Annotated in this window: 16 protein-coding genes; 14 read left to right on the forward strand and 2 right to left on the reverse strand. The window is 68.3% G+C overall.

Annotated features, from left to right (window positions below; all coding sequences use genetic code 11):
- The first annotated feature begins 1 nt into the window (after position 1).
- Complete coding sequence (gene pheT, locus AC5RUH_RS08435) at positions 2–2,545, forward strand: phenylalanine--tRNA ligase subunit beta (protein WP_494128335.1); 2,544 nt, start codon at positions 2–4, stop codon at positions 2,543–2,545.
- An 83-nt stretch (positions 2,546–2,628) separates the two neighbouring features.
- Positions 2,629–3,339, forward strand: coding sequence for a 4'-phosphopantetheinyl transferase family protein (locus tag AC5RUH_RS08440; protein ID WP_494002374.1), 711 nt, complete (start codon positions 2,629–2,631; stop codon positions 3,337–3,339).
- A 122-nt stretch (positions 3,340–3,461) separates the two neighbouring features.
- On the opposite strand, the gene AC5RUH_RS08445 is transcribed toward AC5RUH_RS08440, so the two are convergent.
- Positions 3,462–4,427: a quinone oxidoreductase family protein gene (locus AC5RUH_RS08445; protein ID WP_494023837.1), complete on the reverse strand. Its 966-nt coding sequence runs from the start codon at positions 4,425–4,427 to the stop codon at positions 3,462–3,464.
- Positions 4,428–4,618: 191 nt separating this feature from the next.
- Here AC5RUH_RS08445 and argC point away from each other — a divergent pair, with 191 nt between their 5' ends.
- The 12 genes from argC to tyrS all read left to right on the forward strand — a co-directional run bounded on the left by argC (position 4,619) and on the right by tyrS (position 18,045).
- On the forward strand, positions 4,619–5,650 hold the full coding sequence (argC, locus tag AC5RUH_RS08450) for an N-acetyl-gamma-glutamyl-phosphate reductase (RefSeq protein ID WP_494002372.1): 1,032 nt from the start codon (positions 4,619–4,621) through the stop codon (positions 5,648–5,650).
- Complete coding sequence (argJ, locus tag AC5RUH_RS08455; protein ID WP_494102222.1) at positions 5,647–6,798, forward strand: bifunctional glutamate N-acetyltransferase/amino-acid acetyltransferase ArgJ; 1,152 nt, start codon at positions 5,647–5,649, stop codon at positions 6,796–6,798. Before argC ends, argJ begins: the two co-directional genes overlap by 4 nt.
- An 8-nt stretch (positions 6,799–6,806) precedes the next feature.
- Positions 6,807–7,715 carry an acetylglutamate kinase gene (argB, locus tag AC5RUH_RS08460; RefSeq protein WP_494102223.1) on the forward strand — a complete coding sequence of 303 codons (909 nt, stop codon included), beginning with the start codon at positions 6,807–6,809 and terminating at the stop codon, positions 7,713–7,715.
- On the forward strand, positions 7,712–9,007 hold the full coding sequence (locus tag AC5RUH_RS08465; protein WP_494128336.1) for an acetylornithine transaminase: 1,296 nt from the start codon (positions 7,712–7,714) through the stop codon (positions 9,005–9,007). The genes argB and AC5RUH_RS08465 overlap by 4 nt, the downstream gene beginning before the upstream one ends.
- Entirely contained in the window at positions 9,004–9,963 is a 960-nt protein-coding gene (gene argF, locus AC5RUH_RS08470) for an ornithine carbamoyltransferase (protein ID WP_494002368.1), read from the forward strand. Before AC5RUH_RS08465 ends, argF begins: the two co-directional genes overlap by 4 nt.
- The gene (locus AC5RUH_RS08475) at positions 9,918–10,484 is read left to right on the forward strand and encodes an arginine repressor (RefSeq protein WP_494002367.1); all 567 of its coding nucleotides are present in this window, start codon (positions 9,918–9,920) and stop codon (positions 10,482–10,484) included. Before argF ends, AC5RUH_RS08475 begins: the two co-directional genes overlap by 46 nt.
- Positions 10,485–10,623: 139 nt before the next feature.
- The gene (argH, locus tag AC5RUH_RS08480) at positions 10,624–12,072 is read left to right on the forward strand and encodes an argininosuccinate lyase (RefSeq protein WP_494101945.1); all 1,449 of its coding nucleotides are present in this window, start codon (positions 10,624–10,626) and stop codon (positions 12,070–12,072) included.
- A gap of 103 nt (positions 12,073–12,175) precedes the next feature.
- Positions 12,176–13,165: an SRPBCC domain-containing protein gene (locus AC5RUH_RS08485; protein WP_494002365.1), complete on the forward strand. Its 990-nt coding sequence runs from the start codon at positions 12,176–12,178 to the stop codon at positions 13,163–13,165.
- Positions 13,165–13,794, forward strand: coding sequence for a DNA-3-methyladenine glycosylase (locus AC5RUH_RS08490; RefSeq protein WP_494002364.1), 630 nt, complete (start codon positions 13,165–13,167; stop codon positions 13,792–13,794). The genes AC5RUH_RS08485 and AC5RUH_RS08490 overlap by 1 nt, the downstream gene beginning before the upstream one ends.
- Before the next feature lie 42 nt (positions 13,795–13,836).
- Positions 13,837–14,343 (forward strand): adenine phosphoribosyltransferase, encoded by a 507-nt coding sequence (locus AC5RUH_RS08495; RefSeq protein WP_494128339.1) that lies wholly within the window; start codon positions 13,837–13,839, stop codon positions 14,341–14,343.
- Between the two features lie 122 nt (positions 14,344–14,465).
- Positions 14,466–16,724 carry a HelD family protein gene (locus AC5RUH_RS08500; RefSeq protein ID WP_494128337.1) on the forward strand — a complete coding sequence of 753 codons (2,259 nt, stop codon included), beginning with the start codon at positions 14,466–14,468 and terminating at the stop codon, positions 16,722–16,724.
- Between the two features lie 4 nt (positions 16,725–16,728).
- A complete protein-coding gene (gene tyrS / locus AC5RUH_RS08505) occupies positions 16,729–18,045 on the forward strand; it encodes a tyrosine--tRNA ligase (protein WP_494002362.1) in 1,317 nt (438 codons plus the stop codon).
- Positions 18,046–18,262: 217 nt separating this feature from the next.
- On the opposite strand, the gene AC5RUH_RS08510 is transcribed toward tyrS, so the two are convergent.
- The coding region (locus AC5RUH_RS08510; protein WP_494128338.1) for a hypothetical protein at positions 18,263–18,538 on the reverse strand (276 nt) is incomplete at its 5' end.

Raw genomic sequence — 18,538 nt, forward strand, 5'->3', positions numbered from 1 at the left:
TATGCGTATTCCCCTTTCCTGGTTGCGCGAGTACGCGCAGGTTCCCGCAGACGCCACCGCCGAGGACGTTATGGCCGACCTCGTCAAGGTCGGACTCGAAGAAGAGGACGTTCACCGTCCGTCCGATTCGATCTCCGGACCGATCGTGGTGGGACAGGTCCTCGACCTGGTCAAGGAGCCGCAGTCAAACGGCAAGACCATTAACTGGTGCCAGGTGCGTGTGGCGCCCGAAGGCGCCGGCCAGCCGCTCAGCGGCGACGGCATCGACCCGTCCGGCGTGCAGGGCATCGTCTGCGGAGCCCACAACTTCGAGGTGGGCGACAAGGTCGTGGTGACGTTGCCCGGCGCGGTGCTGCCGGGGGATTTCCGGATCACCCCGCGCAAAACCTACGGCCACACGTCCGCCGGCATGATCGCGTCCGCCCGAGAGCTCGGCATCGGCGAGGACCACGACGGCATCATCGTGCTCTCCCGGCTGGGACTCGACCCGGAGATCGGCACCGACGCGATGGAACTGCTCGGCCTGACCGACGAGGCGGCCGAGATCAACGTGACGCCGGATCGCGGCTATTGCTTCTCCATTCGGGGGGTGGCCCGTGAATACGCGCTGGCCACCGGCACCGAATTCGTCGACCCGGCCAGCCGCGTCGTTGTTCCCGAAGCGGCCGGCGAGGGCCACCCCGTCCGGCTCGAAGACCAGTCCCCGGTCTACGGCAAGCCCGGCTGCGACCGCTTCGTGGCACGCACGGTCCGCGGCGTCGACCCGTCGCGGCCCACGCCCCAGTGGATGGCCTCCCGGCTGCGCCTGGCCGGCATGCGCTCCATTTCGCTGGTTGTGGACATCTCCAACTACGTGATGCTGGAACTGGGCCAGCCGCTGCACTTCTATGACGCGGACAAACTCCAAGGCCCGATCGTGGTCCGCCGGGCCAATCCGGGCGAGACCCTGGTGACCCTGGACGGCAAGGAGCGCCGGCTCTCCACCGAGGACCTGCTGATTACGGATGACCGCGGCGCCATCGGTTTGGCCGGGGTGATGGGCGGTGCCGAAACCGAGGTCGGGGACGGAACCGCGAATGTGCTGATTGAGTCCGCCCATTTCGACGACGTCTCCATGGGCCGCACCCGGCGCCGCCACAAGCTGCCGTCCGAGGCGTCCAAGCGCAATGAGCGCGGAGTGGACTGGGAAATTGCGGATGAGGCGGCGCAGCGCGCCGTGGACCTGCTGGTCGAACTCGCCGGCGGCACGGCCGACACCGCCGCGACGGATGTCGGGTCACGTCCGGCACCTGTCGAGATCGACCTGCCCGACGGTTTCGCCTCCCGCCTCATCGGCTTCGAGTACACGGCAGGGCAGATTGAATCCGCTCTGACCGGCATCGGGGCTTCCTTCGAACGGTACGACGGCGGCCTGCGCGTCACGGCGCCCAGCTGGCGGCCCGACCTGGCCATCAAGGAGGACCTGGTCGAAGAAATAGCCCGGCTGGTGGGCTATGACCGGATTCCGGCCACCCTGCCGGTGGCCCCGCCGGGGCGCGGCCTGTCCCGTGGGCAGCAGCAGCGCCGCCGCGTGCTGCAGTCCCTGGCCGACGCCGGCCTGACCGAGGTGCTCAGCTACCCCTTCGTTTCCACCGGGCAGAACGAAACGTTCGGAACTCCCGAGGCCGGCTCCGGTGCGGCCGCCGTCAAGCTGGCGAACCCGATCTCCGCCGAATTCGGGTACCTGCGCACCAGCCTGCTGCCGGGACTGCTGGAGACTGCACGGCGCAACCATTCCCGCGGCTTCCGCGATCTGGCGTTGTACGAAGGCGGCCTGGTGTTCCTGCCCGGCGACAAGATCGGGTCTCCGGTCCTGCCCCCGCTGGGCGCCAGGCCGTCGGACGAGGTGCTCGAGGAACTGCAGGCAGGGATCCCGGACCAGCCCTGGCATGTGGCCGCGGTCCTGATCGGGCACGAGGCGGCACCGGGCGCAGGGTTCACGCCCCGCCACTGGGAATGGTCGGACGCACTGGACGCCGCACTGACCGTCGGCGACGTCCTCGGCATTGAACTGGTCGTCGCCCAGGGACAGCACCAGGCCTTCCACCCCGGCCGGACCGCGCAGTTGTCCCTGCGCACCGGCGAGGTCGTCGGCTACGCCGGCGAGCTGCATCCGAAGCTGCTCCAGGACGGGGACCTGCCGGCGCGGACTGCCGCCATGGAACTGAACGGCGAGGCACTCTTTGAGGCCGCCGCCGATGTGATTGTGGCCAAGCATCTGTCCACCTACCCGGTCTCCACCCAGGACGTAGCGCTGGTCGTCGATTCGTCGGTTCCGGCCGAAGCAGTCCGCGAGGCGCTGCGTGAAGGCGCCGGTGAACTGCTGGAAGATGTGGCCCTCTTCGACGTCTATGCGGGCCCCGGGATCGAGCACGGGAAGAAGTCGCTGGCCTTCGGGCTCAGGTTCCGGGCGAATGACCGCACGTTGACCGCCGACGAGGCCTCCGCGGCACGGGCGCAGGCCGTGGAGCTGGCCGCAGCCCGCTGCGGTGCCGTTCAGCGGTAACCGGTTACTGCCATGAATGACGACGGCGGGGCCCACCGACGCAGGTGGGCCCCGCCGTCGTGGGGGAAAGGGAAAAGGAACGCATGAAGGCCCAGGTGATACTGCAGCTGGTGCAGCTGCCAAACGGGTTCCCGGCCGCCAGCGGGCCGGACCGGCGCCCCAGCGTCCGCGCCCACACCCGCGAAGCCGTCCGCCTGCTGGCGGCGCGGGAACTGAACGTCGACCCCGACCGGATGCGGCTCGCCTTCGACTGCCGCCAATGCACGCGGGGCAACGATGGCCGGCATGGCCAGCCGCACCTGCTGCTGGACGGCGCTCCGGCCCCCGCCCGCCTGAGCTACGCCCGCTCGGGCCGCTGGCTGCTGGCCGCACTGTCCTTCCGGCCCGTGCTGCTCGGAGTCGACATCGAAGACGCCTGGGCGGACGCTTTTCGGCCGGAGGACAACATCGACGCCGTCATGCTCACGGACGCGGAGCGGACCCTGGTGGAGCAGGCAGCCGACCCGCGCCTGCTGCGGGCCCGGCTGTGGACCAGGAAAGAGGCCGTGCTGAAGTCGACAGGCCACGGCCTGCGGCTGCCGCCCGATACGATCGGCGTCGCCGGTGCGGACGGCGAACCCCAGCTGTCCGGCTGGCCCGGGGAAGCGGGAGACCGTCCCGGGCTGCAACTGCTGGACCTCACCCTCGCGGATGCCGGCGGGGAAGTGCCGCCCGGCCTCGCCGCGGCGCTGGCCGTTGGCGGGTCGGCCGACCCGAAAATCACCTACCGGGAAACTGCGGCCGTCCAGGGCTGAACGGGGAGGGCAGGCGCTCCGCCCGCCCTCCCCGTCCGCGGCAATTTCCTCCTCCTCCGCAAGCGCCGGGACCGCCGGCGCCGGCAGCGAGGGCGGGCGTCGACGGCAACCGGGGGCCGCCCTTACGGAACCAGCAGCAGCTTGCCCGTGGTGCGGCGGGCTTGCAGGTCCTCGTGTGCCTGCGCCGCCTCGGCCAGCGGATATGTCCGGCCGATCCGGATGTCCAGGCGGCCCGACAGGACGGCGTCGAACAATTCGCTGGAGCGCCAGCGCCGCTCCTGCGGCGTGAGCAGATGGTCGGCGAGGTTGGGGCGGGTGACGAACAAGGAGCCGCCCCGGTTGAGCCGCTGCAGGTCGAACGGCGGCACCTGGCCCGACGCGCCGCCGAAGAGCACGAGCATGCCGCGGGTGCGCAGGCTGGCCAGCGAACCGTCGAAGGTGTCCCTGCCGACGCCGTCGTACACCACGTCCACCCCGGTGCCGGCGGTCAGTTCGCGCACCTGTCCGGCAAAGCCGTCGTAGCGGAGGACCTCATCCGCCCCGGCGCTGCGGGCCAGTTCTTCCTTTTCGTCGGTAGACACCGTGGTGATCACGCGGGCGCCCTTGGCTTTGAGCAGCTGCGTCAGGATCAGGCCTACTCCGCCGGCACCCGCATGGGTGAGTACGGTCTGGCCCGGCTGGACCCTGAAGCTGGAGTTAATGAGGTAATGCGCCGTCATGCCCTGCAGCGGGATGGCGGCCGCCACGTCGTCGTCCACGCCTTCCGGCACCGGGAGCGCCGCGTCGGCGGAGACCACGGTGAACTCCGCGTAGGTGCGGTCGCCCTCGGCGAAGGCGACGCGGTCACCGGGGGCGAAGCCGTCGACCCCCGGGCCGACGGCCTCGACCGTGCCGGCGGCTTCGGAGCCGGGCGTGTACGGAAACGGGACGTTGTAGACGCCGCTGCGCTCATAGGTCTCGACGAAGTTCACACCCGCCGCGGCAACTTTGACCAGCAGCTGGCCCGGGCCGGGCCGGGGGGTGTCGACCTCGCGCAGTTGCAGTACTTCCGGACCGCCGGGTGCGGCGGCCACGATCGCCTTGGCCATGGAGGGTCTCCTTAAGGTACTCGGGACAGTCGGTGCCGGCGGTGGCATCTGGCCGCTGAGGGCCGGCCGGCTCAGAACCCATCGTAGGCGCTAACGTCCGCGCCCCCGGCCCGCCGTATCCGCCGGCAGGGCACGCAGGACGATGCATAATTATCCTCTCCGGTGCATAGTCTTGCTGTATGCTGGATGCCATGACAATTAAGGTTGCAGTCTCCGGCGCCAGCGGTTACGCGGGCGGCGAGGTCCTCCGCCTGCTGGCGAACCACCCCGAGGTCTCGGTCGGAGCCGTCACCGCCCACAGCAGTGCCGGTTCGCGGTTGGGGGAACTGCAGCCGCACCTGCATGCGCTGGCGGACAAAGTCCTGGTCGACACGACCGTCGAGAACCTGGCCGGGCACGACGTGGTGTTCCTGGCGCTGCCGCATGGCGCCAGCGCTGAGATCGCCGCCGCGCTGCCGGCAGACACCCTGGTAGTGGATGCGGGCGCGGACCACCGGCTGGTGGACCCTGTGTCCTGGGAGAAGTTCTACGGCACCGCCCATGCCGGCAGCTGGCCCTACGGCCTTCCGGAGCTTCCCGGCCACCGGGAAAAGCTGCGCGGCGCCCGCCGGATCGCCGTCCCGGGCTGCTATCCCACCAGTTCGCTGCTGGCTCTGGCCCCGGGCTTCGCGGCCGGGCTGCTGGAGCCCGGTGACGTGGTGATTGTCGCCGCGTCCGGCACCTCGGGGGCCGGCAAGTCCGCGAAGGTACACCTGATCGGTTCGGAAGTCATGGGCGGCATGAGCCCCTACGGGGTTGGCGGCGGACACCGGCACACTCCGGAAATCGAGCAGGGGCTCTCGGCCGCCGCCGGCGAGGCGGTCACGATCTCGTTTACTCCCACGCTCGCGCCGATGAGCCGCGGCATCCTGACCACCGCCACGGCGCGCATCAAACCCGGTACGGATGCCGCGTCGCTGCGCAGCGCCTGGGAGGCCGCCTACGCTGATGAACCGTTCGTGCACCTGCTGCCCGAGGGCCAGTGGCCGAATACCAAGTCGGTGCAGGGCAGCAACCATGCCGTCCTGCAGTTGGCCTTCGACGAGCACGCGGGCCGCGCCGTCGTCACCTGCGCCATCGACAACCTCACCAAGGGAACCGGCGGCGGCGCCATCCAGTCCATGAACATCGCCCTCGGCCTCGACGAGACCGCCGGCCTGACCCAGCAGGGGATAGCACCGTGAGCGTTACCGCACCACAGGGATTTCGTGCCGCCGGTGCCACCGCCGGCCTGAAAGCCTCCGGCAAGCCCGATGTCGCGCTGGTGGTCAACGACGGACCACAGCGGGCGGCGGCGGCAGTCTTTACCTCGAACCGCGTGGCGGCCGCTCCCGTGCACTGGTCGCGGCAGGTGGTCGGCGACGGCCGCGTGGACGCGGTGGTGCTGAATTCCGGCGGTGCCAACGCCTGCACCGGGGCCGAGGGCTTCCAGAACACCCACGCCACCGCCGAGAAAACCGCAGCCCTGCTCGGTATCTCCTCGGGCGACGTGGTGGTGTGCTCCACCGGGCTGATCGGCGAGCAGCTGCCGATGGACAAGCTGCTGCCGGGTGTCGAAGCTGCTGCAGCGGCGTTGTCCGGCGACGGCGGTGCCGACGCGGCCGAAGCCATCATGACCACCGATTCCGTTTCCAAGCAGGCCCTGTTCACCGGCGGCGGGTACAGCATCGGCGGCATGGCCAAGGGCGCCGGCATGCTTGCCCCGGGCCTGGCCACCATGCTGGTGGTCATCACCACGGACGCCGAACTCGCACCGCCGGCGCTGCAGTTGGCGTTGCGCGAGGCCACGCGGCTTACCTTTGACCGGACGGATTCCGACGGCTGCATGTCCACCAACGACACGGTGGTGCTGCTGGCTTCGGGCGCTTCCGGGGCCATTCCCGCGCTGGAGGACTTCACCGCGGCGCTGACCGGCGTCTGCGCGGATCTGGCGCGGCAACTGATTACCGATGCCGAGGGCGCCAGCCACGACATCGCGGTCACCACGATCAACGCCGCCTCCGAGCGGGATGCGGAAACCGTCAGCCGCGCCGTGGCCCGCTCCAATCTGTTCAAGACCGCCATCTTCGGCAAGGATCCGAACTGGGGACGCGTGCTGTCCGCGGTGGGCACGACCGACGCCGCCTTCGAGCCGGACCAGCTCAACGTCAGCATGAACGGCGTGCAGGTCTGCCGAAACGGCGGCGTGGGCGAACCGCGCGACCTGGTGGACCTGAACGGCCGCGACGTGGCCGTGGTGATCGACCTTAATGCCGGCAGGGAGACCGCAACCATCTGGACCAATGACCTCACGCACGAATACGTGCATGAGAACTCCGCCTACTCCAGCTGAGGACCGAGATGAACACGATGCTAATGGCCCAGGACAAGGCCGCCACGCTGATCGAGGCCCTGCCCTGGATCCAGCGGTTCGCCGGCACCACCATGGTGATCAAGTACGGCGGCAACGCCATGGTCAACGATGAACTGCGGCAGGCGTTCGCCGAAGACATCGTTTTCCTCCACCACGCCGGCATCAAGCCGGTGGTCGTCCACGGCGGCGGACCGCAGATCAACGCCATGCTCTCGCGGCTGGGCATCGAGTCCGAGTTCAAGGGCGGACTGCGGGTCACCACCCCCGAGGCCATGGACGTGGTGCGCATGGTGCTCACCGGACAAGTCGGCCGGGAACTGGTGGGCCTGATCAATTCGCACGGGCCGTACGCCGTGGGCCTCTCCGGTGAAGACGGCGGGCTGCTGCAGGCGGTGCGCACGGGCACCGTGGTGGACGGCGAAGACATCGACCTGGGCCTGGTCGGCGAAGTCGTCGGCGTCAACCCGTCCGCCATCCTGGATTTGCTCGACGCCGGCCGCATCCCGGTGATCTCCACCGTGGCACCGGAAATCGGCGGCGACGGCGAAGGCACCAACCAGGTGCTCAACGTCAACGCCGATACCGCGGCCGCTGCGGTGGCGGACGCCTTGCACGCCTCGCGGCTGGTCATCCTCACCGACGTCGAGGGGCTCTACGCCAACTGGCCGGACAAGTCCTCCTTGATCTCGTCGCTGACGGCGGGGGAGCTGCGCGAGCTGCTGCCGCGGCTGCAGTCCGGCATGATTCCCAAGATGGAAGCCTGCCTCAAGGCGGTCGACGGGGGAGTGGAGCGCGCCGCCGTCGTCGATGGCAGGATGGCGCACTCGATCCTGCTGGAAATCTTTACCGCGGCCGGCATCGGCACCCAGGTCGTCCCGGACGGAGACGCAGCATGAACACCCCGCATACCGTTTCCCCGGCCGCCGGCCTCGCCGGGCTGGAAGAACTGGAAGGCCTGGACAACCGGCAGCTGCTGGAGAAGTACCGCGGTTCGCTGATGGGGGTCTTCGGCACCCCGCAGCGCGTCCTGGTGCGCGGCAAGGGCTGCATCGTGTGGGACGCGGACGGCAGGGAATACCTGGACCTGCTCGGCGGGATCGCGGTGAACGCGCTCGGCCACGCGGACGAGTTCCTGACCGGGGTCGTGGCCGCCCAGTTGTCCACCCTCGGCCACGTCTCCAACTTCTTCACCAGCCCGGCACAAATTGCGCTGGCGGAGCGGTTGCTGCAGCTCGCCGCCGCTCCGGCAGGTTCCAAGGTGTTCTTCGCCAACTCCGGCACCGAAGCCAACGAAGCGGCGTTCAAGCTGGCCCGGCGAAACTCGAGCCCCACCCGGACCAAGATCCTGGCCCTGGAGGGCGCTTTCCACGGCCGGACCATGGGGGCTTTGGCGCTGACGGCCAAGGAGTCCTACCGCGAACCGTTCGAACCGCTGCCCGGCGGCGTGGTCCACCTTCCCTTCGGCGACGAGGAGGCCCTCCGCGCCGCCGTCGACGAGTCCGTGGCCGCCGTCGTGCTGGAACCAATCCAGGGGGAGGTGGGCGTCCGGCCGCTGCCCGCGCGCTACCTGAAGGCGGCCCGCGAAGCTACCGAGGCCGCGGGCGCGCTGCTGATTTTGGACGAGGTGCAGACCGGCGTCGGCCGCACCGGCAACTGGTTCGCGTTCCAGGGCGGCGTGGCCGGCGGCGAGCAGATCGTCCCGGATGCCATCACCCTGGCCAAGGGCCTGGGCAGCGGGCTGCCCGTCGGCGCGTTGATCACCTTCGGGGCAACTACTTCCGAACTCCTGACGGCGGGCCAGCACGGAACGACGTTCGGCGGCAACCCGGTGGCGACGGCGGCAGGCCTGGCGACGCTGCAGGCCATCGAGTCGCGCGGGCTGCTGGCCCACGCCTCCGGACTGGGGGAGCGGCTGCGCGCGGAGCTGGCCGGCCTGGAACACGTCGCCGAGGTCCGCGGCGAGGGCTTGCTGATCGGGATCGACCTGGATGCCGACATCGCCGCTGCCGCGGTGGCCGCCGCCCTGGAAGCCGGCTTCATCATCAACAACCCCGGCCCGCGCACGCTGCGGCTGGCCCCGCCGCTGATCCTGACCGCCGAAGAGGCCGCCCGGTTCACCGCCGCGCTGCCGGACATCCTGACCACCGCGGCTGCCCTGGCCGCCGCCACCAGCAAGGACGCATCATGACCCGCCACTTCCTGAAGGACACCGACCTCAGCCCGGCCGAACAGGCGGAAGTGCTGCAGTTGGCCGCCGACATGAAGCGGTCCCCCTACCGCTACCAGCCGTATGCCGGCGACGGGGCGGGACGTAAGACCGTGGCCGTGATCTTTGACAAGACCTCCACGCGCACCCGGGTGTCCTTCGCCGCCGGGATCGCCGACCTGGGCGGGGTGCCGCTCGTCATCAATCCCGGCGAATCGCAGCTGGGACACAAAGAGTCCGTCTCCGACACCATCAAGGTGTTGGAACGGATGGTCTCGACGGTCGTCTGGCGGACCTACGCCCATGCCGGGTTGGAGGAGATGGCGGCGCTGTCCCGTGTGCCGGTCATCAACTCGCTCTCCGACGACTACCACCCCTGCCAATTGCTGGCCGACCTGCTGACGGTGCAGGAACACAAAGGCAAGCTGGCCGGACTCACCATGACCTATCTGGGCGATGCGGCCAACAACATGGCCAACTCGTACCTGCTCGCGGGAGCGACGGCGGGGATGCACGTGCGGATCGCCGGACCCGCCGGGCACCTCCCGGCGGCTTCGGTCGTGGCGGAAGCCGAAGCACGCGCCGCCGAAACCGGCGGCTCGGTTCTGGTCACCACGGATCCCGCCAAGGCGCTGGCGGAGGCCGACGTCGTCGCCACGGACACGTGGGTCTCGATGGGGCAGGAAGAGGAGAAGGCGGAGCGGCTGGAACTGTTCAAGGACTACGCCGTGGACCAGGCGGCCCTGAAGCTGGCAGCCGACGACGCCGTCGTGCTGCACTGCCTGCCCGCCTACCGCGGTTACGAGATCGCCGCCGAGGTCATCGACGGCCCCCAGTCGGTGGTGTGGGACGAGGCGGAGAACCGGCTGCACGCCCAGAAGGCGCTGATGGCATGGCTGATGGACCGGTCGTCGCTGGCTCCACTGGCCGGGAGCTGACGGCGGTGAACACGATGCCGGCCACCAAGACCGCCCGTCAGGCCAAGATCACCGCGATCCTCACCGGCGAGTCGGTGCGCTCGCAGGCGGAACTGGCCGCCCGGCTGGCGGACGAGGGTGTCCAGGTAACCCAGGCCACGCTGTCGCGGGACCTGGTGGAACTGGGTGCGGTACGGGTGCGCGGCCAGGACGGCGGGCTGATCTATGCGGTGCCCGGCGAGGGCGGGGAACGCACGCCGCAGAGCGGTGTCACCCAGGAGATCCTGGACGCCCGGCTGGCCAGGCTCTGTGCCGACCTGCTGGTCACCGCCGAGGCCTCCGCAAACCTGGTGGTCCTGCGGACACCGCCGGGGGCGGCCAACTTCCTGGCGCTGGCCATCGACCACTCGGTCATGCCGTCGGTTCTGGGCACAATTGCGGGCGACGACACCGTTCTGCTGGTGACTCGGGATCCGGCCGGCGGAGCGGCGCTCGCCGCACGGTTCCTGCAGTTCGCCGACGAATCCTCGCGCAACGCCTGAACCCCATAACCTAGTCGCAGCAGTAGCAGCAGCGGCGGACGCCGGCGCGGAAGCCGGCACAACGAGCCATCTCCGCCGGCCGGCACGGCCGGGTGCGGAACCGTCACCAGGGCAACCTGGCGGAAAGGGAAGACACAACGTGACGCAGGAACCGAAGAGCCCCACCGGACACACCAACGAAGGCGCCCTCTGGGGCGGCCGCTTCGCCGGCGGCCCGGCCGATGCCCTGGCCGCGCTGAGCAAGTCCACGCATTTCGACTGGCGCCTGGCACAGTACGACATCGCAGGTTCCCGTGCCCACGCCAAGGTCCTGCACCAGGCCGGATTGCTCGACGACGCCGAACTGCAAGGCATGCTCGCCGCCCTGGACCGGCTCGACGACGACGTGCGGTCGGGCGCGTACGTGGCGGCCGAGTCGGACGAGGACGTGCACGGTTCCCTGGAGCGCGGGCTGATCGAACGGGCCGGCGCCCAGCTGGGCGGAAAACTTCGGGCCGGACGGTCCCGCAACGACCAGATCGCCACCTTGGGCAGGATGTACCTGCGCGACCACGCACGGATCATCGCGGGGGGAGTGCTGGCAACCATCGATGCGCTGCTCACCCAGGCCCGCCGGTATCCGGAGGTTGCCATGCCGGGCCGCACCCACCTTCAGCACGCGCAGCCGGTGCTGCTGTCCCATCACCTGCTGGCCCACGCCTGGGCGCTGCTGCGGGACGTCCAGCGGCTGGCGGACTGGGACAAGCGGGCCGCCGTCTCTCCCTACGGCTCCGGTGCCCTGGCCGGTTCCTCGCTCGGCCTGGATCCCAACGCCGTCGCGGCGGACCTCGGCTTTGACTCCGCAACCTGGAACTCGATCGACGGAACTGCCGCGCGGGACGTCTTTGCCGAATTCAGCTGGGTCGCGGCCATGATCGGCGTGGACCTGTCCCGGATATCGGAAGAAGTCATCCTGTGGGCCACCAAGGAATTTTCCTTCGTGACGCTGGACGATGCCTATTCCACGGGCTCCTCGATCATGCCGCAGAAGAAGAATCCGGACGTCGCGGAATTGGCCCGCGGCAAGGCCGGCCGGCTGATCGGCGACCTGACGGGGCTCTTGGCCACGCTCAAGGGCCTGCCGCTGGCCTACAACCGTGACCTGCAGGAAGACAAGGAACCGGTCTTTGACGCGGCAGACACCCTGGAGCTGCTGCTGCCCGCCGTCGCCGGCATGATCGAAACCCTTGTCTTCAATACCGAGCGGCTGGAGGAGCTGGCCCCGCAAGGCTTCGCGCTCGCCACCGACATCGCCGAATGGCTGGTCCGTCAGGGCATTCCATTCCGGGAAGCTCACGAGCTGTCCGGTGCCGCCGTAAGACAGGCCGAAAGCCGCGGAGTTGAACTCTGGGACCTGACGGACGAGGAATTCGCGGCTATTTCCCCGCAGCTGACTCCACAGGTGCGTGAAGTGCTCACGGTCGAAGGTTCGCTGGCCAGCCGCAGTTCGCAGGGCGGCACCGCCCCGACCGCCGTGGCCGCCCAGATCGCGGCGCTTGAGGCAGCGCTGGACGGCGCACGCGGCTACGTCTCCGGCGGCCGCCCCTGAGCCGTCCGCACCCCGGCACGGGTAAGTTACCGGCCGGTAGCAAATAGTGCTGCGGTAGTTTGTGAAGCGACGGGTCGAGAGCCACTGAGCCGAGGGAGCGAGCATGTCGACGCTGAGCCAGGACGAGGAAAAGCTGGTGCCGGAGGGTCGGATCGAGCGGGTTGACGGGGACTACGTCCTGGCCTTCGACCGACAGCTCGATTACCCGCGCAGCTACATCTGGAGCCTTCTGGCGGAAAAGGACAACGTCGCTAAATGGCTCGGGACGCTGGACGCCGACTGGCAGCTGGGCCATACCTATGAGCTGGATCTGGGCGGCGGCACCACCAGCGGTACGGTCCTGCAGCTGAATCCGCCGCTCAGCCTGCAGATCAGCTGGGAGGATGAGCTGGGGCAGGAAGCGGTCATCGAATGGCGGGTGCTGGAGAGCGACGGCGGTACCTTGCTGCAGTTCCGCTCGCGCGCCGAGGGGCCGGACTTCCTGACCGAAGGCAGCGCGGGCTGGCAAACAATCCTGGACGCACTCGCCGCCGTCGCTGGCGGGCGGCCGTCAAACCCGGAGCCCGGTCGATGGGCACGGCTGCGCGAGGCCTATGCCCGCCACTTCCGGCTCTCGCACTCGATGGGCACCGCCCAAAAGGATTCGGGCCGCACAAGCCTGCGTTTCGAACGGTTGCTCGACGCCGCCGCAACGGAGGTCTGGGCGGCCCTGACCGAGCCGGATCTGTTCGGCAAGTGGCTGGGCCCCGGCCGCGTGGAGCTGCAGACCGGCGGCGCCGTCGAATTCACCCTGCCGGAACGGACGGTTGAGGGGGACGTTGAGTATGTGCTCGCCGGCAGCCGTCTCGACTACACCTGGACCGCTCCGGAGGGCAGCGGAACCGTGCACTGGATGCTGGAACCGGCCGACGGCAAGACCCGCCTGCTGCTGGTGCACAACATCGGGCGAGAGATATCGCCCGAAGCCCTAATGGCCCGCTGGCACGCGCGGCTGGATGCCCTCGCCACGGTGCTGGGCGGCGGCCATGTGCATGATTCGGCCCACCGGCTCGAAGCCCTGACGCGCTTCTACCAGCGGGTGCAGCCGGCCTAGTGGACGCAGCGTTACTTCACTGGCTTGCCCGGCCCGCCGTGGACGTTGCTCCGGGGCTGCTCGGCGCCCGCCTGACACACACCACGCCCGAGGGAACAGTAGCCGTACGGCTCACCGAGGTAGAGGCCTACATGGGCGAGCACGACCCGGGATCGCATGGCTTCCGCGGCCCGACAAACCGCAACAAGGCGATGTTCGGCCCGCCGGGCCACATCTATGTCTACTTCACCTATGGCATGCACCATTGCGTGAATATCGTGTGCGGCCATGACGGCCAGGCCACCGGGGCCCTGCTCCGCGCCGGTGAAATCACCCAAGGCCTTGACCTTGCCCGAAGCCGGCGTGCTTCGGCCAAAAACGATGCGGAACTGGCACGGGGGCCGGCCCGGCTGGCCACTGCCCTGGGGCTGACGCTTGCCGACAACGGCAGGGCCTTCGCCCAGGGGGAACTGGAACTCGCACGGCCGGCAGTCCGGGCCTCCCATCAGCATGTGCGGACCGGGCCGCGGGTGGGCGTGAGCGGCGAGGGCGGCACCGCGGCCTACCCATGGCGTTTCTGGCTTGAAGGGGACCCGACGGTCTCGCAGTACCGGGCCGCGAAGCCGCGCCGACGCGCCGGCAGCGGGTAGGGTAGACGGGTGAATGAACGTCCCCGCGAATCAGTTGAAGCCATGGTCAACCGTCTTTCTGAAACGGTTCGGGACTATCCGAAGCCAGGGATCATCTTCCGGGACCTTACTCCCGTATTTGCCGACGGCGAGGCGCTGCACGCCTTGGTGCATGCCCTAATCGACCCGTTCGAGGGCCAATTCGACGCCGTCGCCGGTGTCGAGGCCCGCGGCTTCCTGCTGTCGGCCGCGGCCGCGTATGCCTCGGGCACCGGCGTCATCACCGTGCGCAAGAAAGGCAAACTGCCGCGCAGGACGATTTCCGAAGATTACTCGTTGGAGTACGGCACGGCGACGTTGGAGATCCATGCCGATGAACTGGTGCCGGGTTCGCGCGTCCTGATCCTGGACGATGTGCTGGCCACCGGCGGGACCCTCGGCGCGGCGTGCCGCCTCTTCGAACGGGCAGGGGTGCAGGTTGCCGGATTCGGCGTGGTCCTCGAGCTCTCGGCCCTGCGGGGCAGGTCTGCCCTGACCGGACACCGCATCCGCTCGCTGGTGCGTGAATAACCCCGGCCATTGCGTCCCTGGCGAAAGGGCGCGTGCCCGCCCGACCGCGGTCCTTCCTGCGGGAGAAAATTTGGCGCGCCGGTAGTAGAATGGACGGTCTGCCTTTTGGGGAGGGAACACGTATGCCTGAATCGCCTTCGGCCCATGCCGAGCTAGAACTTGAGCGCGCCTATGTGGCGGGGCTGTACCGCCGGCTGGAAGAACTGCGCGCCGAGAAACAGGAACAGTTGGCCCGCGTCCGCAGCAGCGGCGCCGTGGGAAGCATGCAGAACATTTCCGAGCGCGACGCTTTTGCCACCATGTACGAAGACCGGCTGGCTCAACTGAACGCCGTGGACGACCGGTTGGTGTTCGGCAGACTCGATCTGGACGACGGCGACCGCCGCTACATTGGGCGCATCGGACTCAGCACGGCAGACCTGCAGCAGTTGATGGTGGACTGGCGGGCTCCCGAAGCCGGGGCGTTCTACCAGGCCACGGCTTTCGAACGGCTGGGAGTTCGGCGGCGCCGGCACCTGATTTTGCAGGGGCACCAGGTCAAGGGCATCGAAGACGATGTGCTGGATCCGACGATGCTCTCCGAGGACGGGGTCCTGCAGGGCGAAGGGGCCCTGTTGGCGGCGCTGAATTCGAAGCGGACCGGAGCCATGTCCGACATTGTCGGCACCATCCAGGCCGAACAGGACCGCATCATCAGGGCCCCGATGCCGGGGATCCTCGTGGTGCAGGGCGGTCCCGGTACGGGCAAGACCGCCGTCGCCCTGCACCGGGCGGCCTATCTGTTGTATTCGCACCGCGAACGGCTGAAGTCCGCCGGCGTGCTGCTGGTGGGGCCGTCGAACTCTTTCATGAAGTACATCGAGCGGGTGCTTCCCTCGCTGGGCGAGACCGGAGTGGTGATGTCCACCCTGGGCGGGCTGATGCCCGGCGTACGGGCCGTGTCCGAGAGCAACCCGGCCGTGGCCGAGATCAAAGGCCGCCTGGCCATGGCCGGCGTCGTGGCCAACGCAGTGGCCAACCGGCAGAGGCTTCCGGCGGAACCGCGCAGGCTCAACGTCGAAGGCACCATGCTGACGCTGACACCGCGCCAAGTGGCACGGGCCCGCGACCGGGCACGGGCGACCGGCAAACCACACAACGCGGCCCGGGTAACGTTCGTGAAGATCCTGCTGCGCGAACTGGCGGACCAGCTGGGGGAGGCGCTGGAGAAATCGTCCGGACCGGGAAACAACGCGGACCGTGCCTATCTGATCGAAGACGTGCGCACCTCCCGCGATGTCAGGGTGGCGCTTAACCTGTGCTGGATGCCGCTGACCCCGGAGCAGTTGGTCAGGGAACTGCTCAGCAAGCCGGCCCATCTCGAGGCGGCCGCTCCCGATCTGACGGAGGCCGAGCGCAAGCTGCTGCTGCGCCCCGCGGATGCGCCGTGGACGGAAGCCGATGTGCCGTTGCTGGATGAGGCCGCGGAGCTGCTCGGGGACATGGATGCCTCGGCCGGGCGTGACAAGGCCCAGCGGGATGCAGACCGCGCCCGCGACGTCGCCAATGCGGAACAATCGCTGCGGAACGTCGACCAGATGCTGCGCGACATCGGGATCGACGGCGTCGTCAGCGCCGAGGATCTGGCCGGTTACAACCAGGCGCAGCAGACCCGCTTCACCGCTGCCGAACGGGCCGCCGTCGACCGCACCTGGGCCTTTGGCCACATTGTGGTTGACGAGGCGCAGGAGTTGTCGGCCATGCAGTGGCGGCTGCTGATGCGCCGCTGCCCGCTAAAGTCGTTCACCGTCGTCGGCGATATCGCCCAGACGAGTTCGCCCGCCGGCGCGGAATCGTGGCAGCAGGCGCTCGAGCCGTTCGCCGGCGACCGCTGGCAGCTTGAAGAACTAACCGTGAATTACCGCACGCCCTCCCAGATTGCGCAGGCCGCCGTCCGGATGGCCAACGCAGCGGGCCTGGTCGTGACGGCTCCGAAGGCGGTGCGCGACGGCCGCTGGTCGCCGGTCGTGGACCGGGTGCCGGAGGGTCGCATGGTCGAACGGCTTTTGGAGGTCATGCCCGAGGAGCTTGCCGCCGCCGACGGCGGTCTGTTGGCTGTTATTGCCTCCGACCACCGCCTGCCGGACGTCCGGAGTGCGCTGGCCGCGGCCTACGGGGCACGCGTGGGCGGCGGTGCCGGCGGGATGGAACAGGACATCAGCGTGCTGGGTCCGCAGGAGGCCAAGGGCCTGGAGTTCGATGCCGTCGTCGTGCTTGAGCCGGGTGAGCTGCTGCACCGGGTCGGCGGCCGCGTCGGGGATCTTTATGTTGCCATGACCCGTCCGACCCAGCGGCTCCGGCTGCTGGCCGAAGGCGACGTCCCCGAGGGCATCGAAGGCTGATAATTTGGTATCCGTGAATAATACGTTTCTGGCTTCCCAACGCAACGACCCTGGTTTTGCCAATGTGTGGCAGGAACTGAAGTGGCGCGGCCTTGTCCATGTTTCGACCGATGAAGCCGAACTGGAGAAGCTGCTGGCGGGGGACCCGATCACGTATTACTGCGGCTTCGACCCCACCGCACCCAGCCTTCACCTGGGCAACCTGGTCCAGCTGCTGACCATGCGCCGGCTTCAGCTGGCGGGGCACAAGCCGCTGGGCCTTGTAGGTGGCTCCACCGGGCTGGTCGGCGATCCCCGACCTACCGCCGAGCGCACCATGAACACCAAGGAAACCGTCGCCGAATGGGTGGACCGCCTGCAGGGACAGGTGCAGCGCTTCCTGGACTTCGACGGTACGAACGCCGCGCGGATGGTCAACAATCTGGACTGGACGGCGCCACTGAGTGTCTTGGACTTCCTGCGCGACATCGGCAAGCACTTCCGCGTGGGGACGATGGTCAAGAAGGACATCGTCGCGTCCCGGCTGAACTCGGACGAGGGGATCAGCTACGCCGAATTCAGCTACCAGATCCTGCAGGGCATGGATTACCTGGAGCTGTACCGGCAGTACGGCTGCATCTTGCAGACCGGCGGATCCGACCAGTGGGGCAACCTCACCAGCGGCATCGAGTTGATCCGCAAGGTGGAGGGCCAGTCTGTCCACGCCGTCGGCACGCCGCTGATCACTAACTCCGACGGAACCAAGTTCGGCAAGAGCGAGGGCAATGCCATCTGGCTGGATGCGGACATGTGCAGCCCCTACGCCATGTACCAGTTCTGGCTCAACACTGCCGACGCGGACGTGGTGCAGCGGCTCAAGGTCTTTACCTTCCGTTCCCGCGAGGAGATCGAAGCGCTTGAGCGCGCAGTAGCCGAACGGCCGCATGCCCGTGAGGCACAGCGTGCGTTGGCCTACGACGTGACGTCGATTGTGCACGGCCCCGCAGCCACCGAGAAGGTGATCGCCGCGTCCTCGGCACTGTTCGGGCAGGGCGACCTGGCCGAGTTGGACGAGGCGACTCTTGTCGCCGCCACTGCCGAGCTGCCCAGCGCTGTGACCGGTGCAGCTACCACCGGCATCATCGACCTGTTGGTCCAGTCCGGCCTGGCCGCCAGCAATTCCGCGGCACGACGGACCGTAGCCGAGGGCGGTGCCTACGTTAACAACCAGAAGATTACCGATCCGGACGCCGCAGTCGGGAGCGAGCAGTTGCTGCATGGCAAATACCTGTTGATGCGCCGCGGCAAGCGCACGCTCGCCATGGTCGAAGTGTCTGCCTGAATCCACGGGCGTTCGCACGTCAGCCGGCCACGTCGAAGGGCCCGCAGTCCCCCTGGTCAGGGGAGGCCGCGGGCCCTTCGGCATCAGTGGCGGGCATCACCCGCCGGCGATTTGCGGGCCCGTCCGGTGCCGTGTAATGTTTTCTGAGTCGCCGCCGCTGGTTGTGAAACAGCCGGCCGGAACGCGACAAGCCCCTTCGATAAAAAGACAGCGACTGTCATGCGCCCGGGTGCGCAGGCAAATTAGCTGGGTTTTTGTGATGGGTTCCTTTTCTCGAGGTAAATGAAGCGGAAACGCGGATTTGACAGAAAGAAAAGGAATGAAATAAAGTAGAAACATCGCAGCGAAGAAAAGCAAAGCGAATTTCGGAAGAAATTGTTTTGGGAAGTATTCGTTTGCTCCTGTTGTTTGAGAACTCAATAGTGTGCCAAGTTTGTTGATACCAATTATTTATTGGTTGAAAGTGCCGTGGCGTGCCGCCCCTGTGGTGTGT

Source organism: Arthrobacter sp. Y3223166, assembly GCF_059090935.1.

Bases quoted from the DNA above. Each gene is read 5' to 3' on its own strand.
- pheT (WP_494128335.1), top strand. From the start codon at position 2: ATGCGTATTCCCCTTTCCTGGTTGCGCGAGTACGCGCAGGTTCCCGCA.
- AC5RUH_RS08440 (WP_494002374.1), top strand. From the start codon at position 2,629: ATGAAGGCCCAGGTGATACTGCAGCTGGTGCAGCTGCCAAACGGGTTC.
- AC5RUH_RS08485 (WP_494002365.1), top strand. From the start codon at position 12,176: ATGTCGACGCTGAGCCAGGACGAGGAAAAGCTGGTGCCGGAGGGTCGG.
- AC5RUH_RS08445 (WP_494023837.1), bottom strand. From the start codon at position 4,427: ATGGCCAAGGCGATCGTGGCCGCCGCACCCGGCGGTCCGGAAGTACTG.
- AC5RUH_RS08495 (WP_494128339.1), top strand. From the start codon at position 13,837: ATGGTCAACCGTCTTTCTGAAACGGTTCGGGACTATCCGAAGCCAGGG.
- argC (WP_494002372.1), top strand. From the start codon at position 4,619: ATGACAATTAAGGTTGCAGTCTCCGGCGCCAGCGGTTACGCGGGCGGC.
- AC5RUH_RS08475 (WP_494002367.1), top strand. From the start codon at position 9,918: ATGGCTGATGGACCGGTCGTCGCTGGCTCCACTGGCCGGGAGCTGACG.
- argF (WP_494002368.1), top strand. From the start codon at position 9,004: ATGACCCGCCACTTCCTGAAGGACACCGACCTCAGCCCGGCCGAACAG.
- AC5RUH_RS08500 (WP_494128337.1), top strand. From the start codon at position 14,466: ATGCCTGAATCGCCTTCGGCCCATGCCGAGCTAGAACTTGAGCGCGCC.
- AC5RUH_RS08465 (WP_494128336.1), top strand. From the start codon at position 7,712: ATGAACACCCCGCATACCGTTTCCCCGGCCGCCGGCCTCGCCGGGCTG.
- argB (WP_494102223.1), top strand. From the start codon at position 6,807: ATGAACACGATGCTAATGGCCCAGGACAAGGCCGCCACGCTGATCGAG.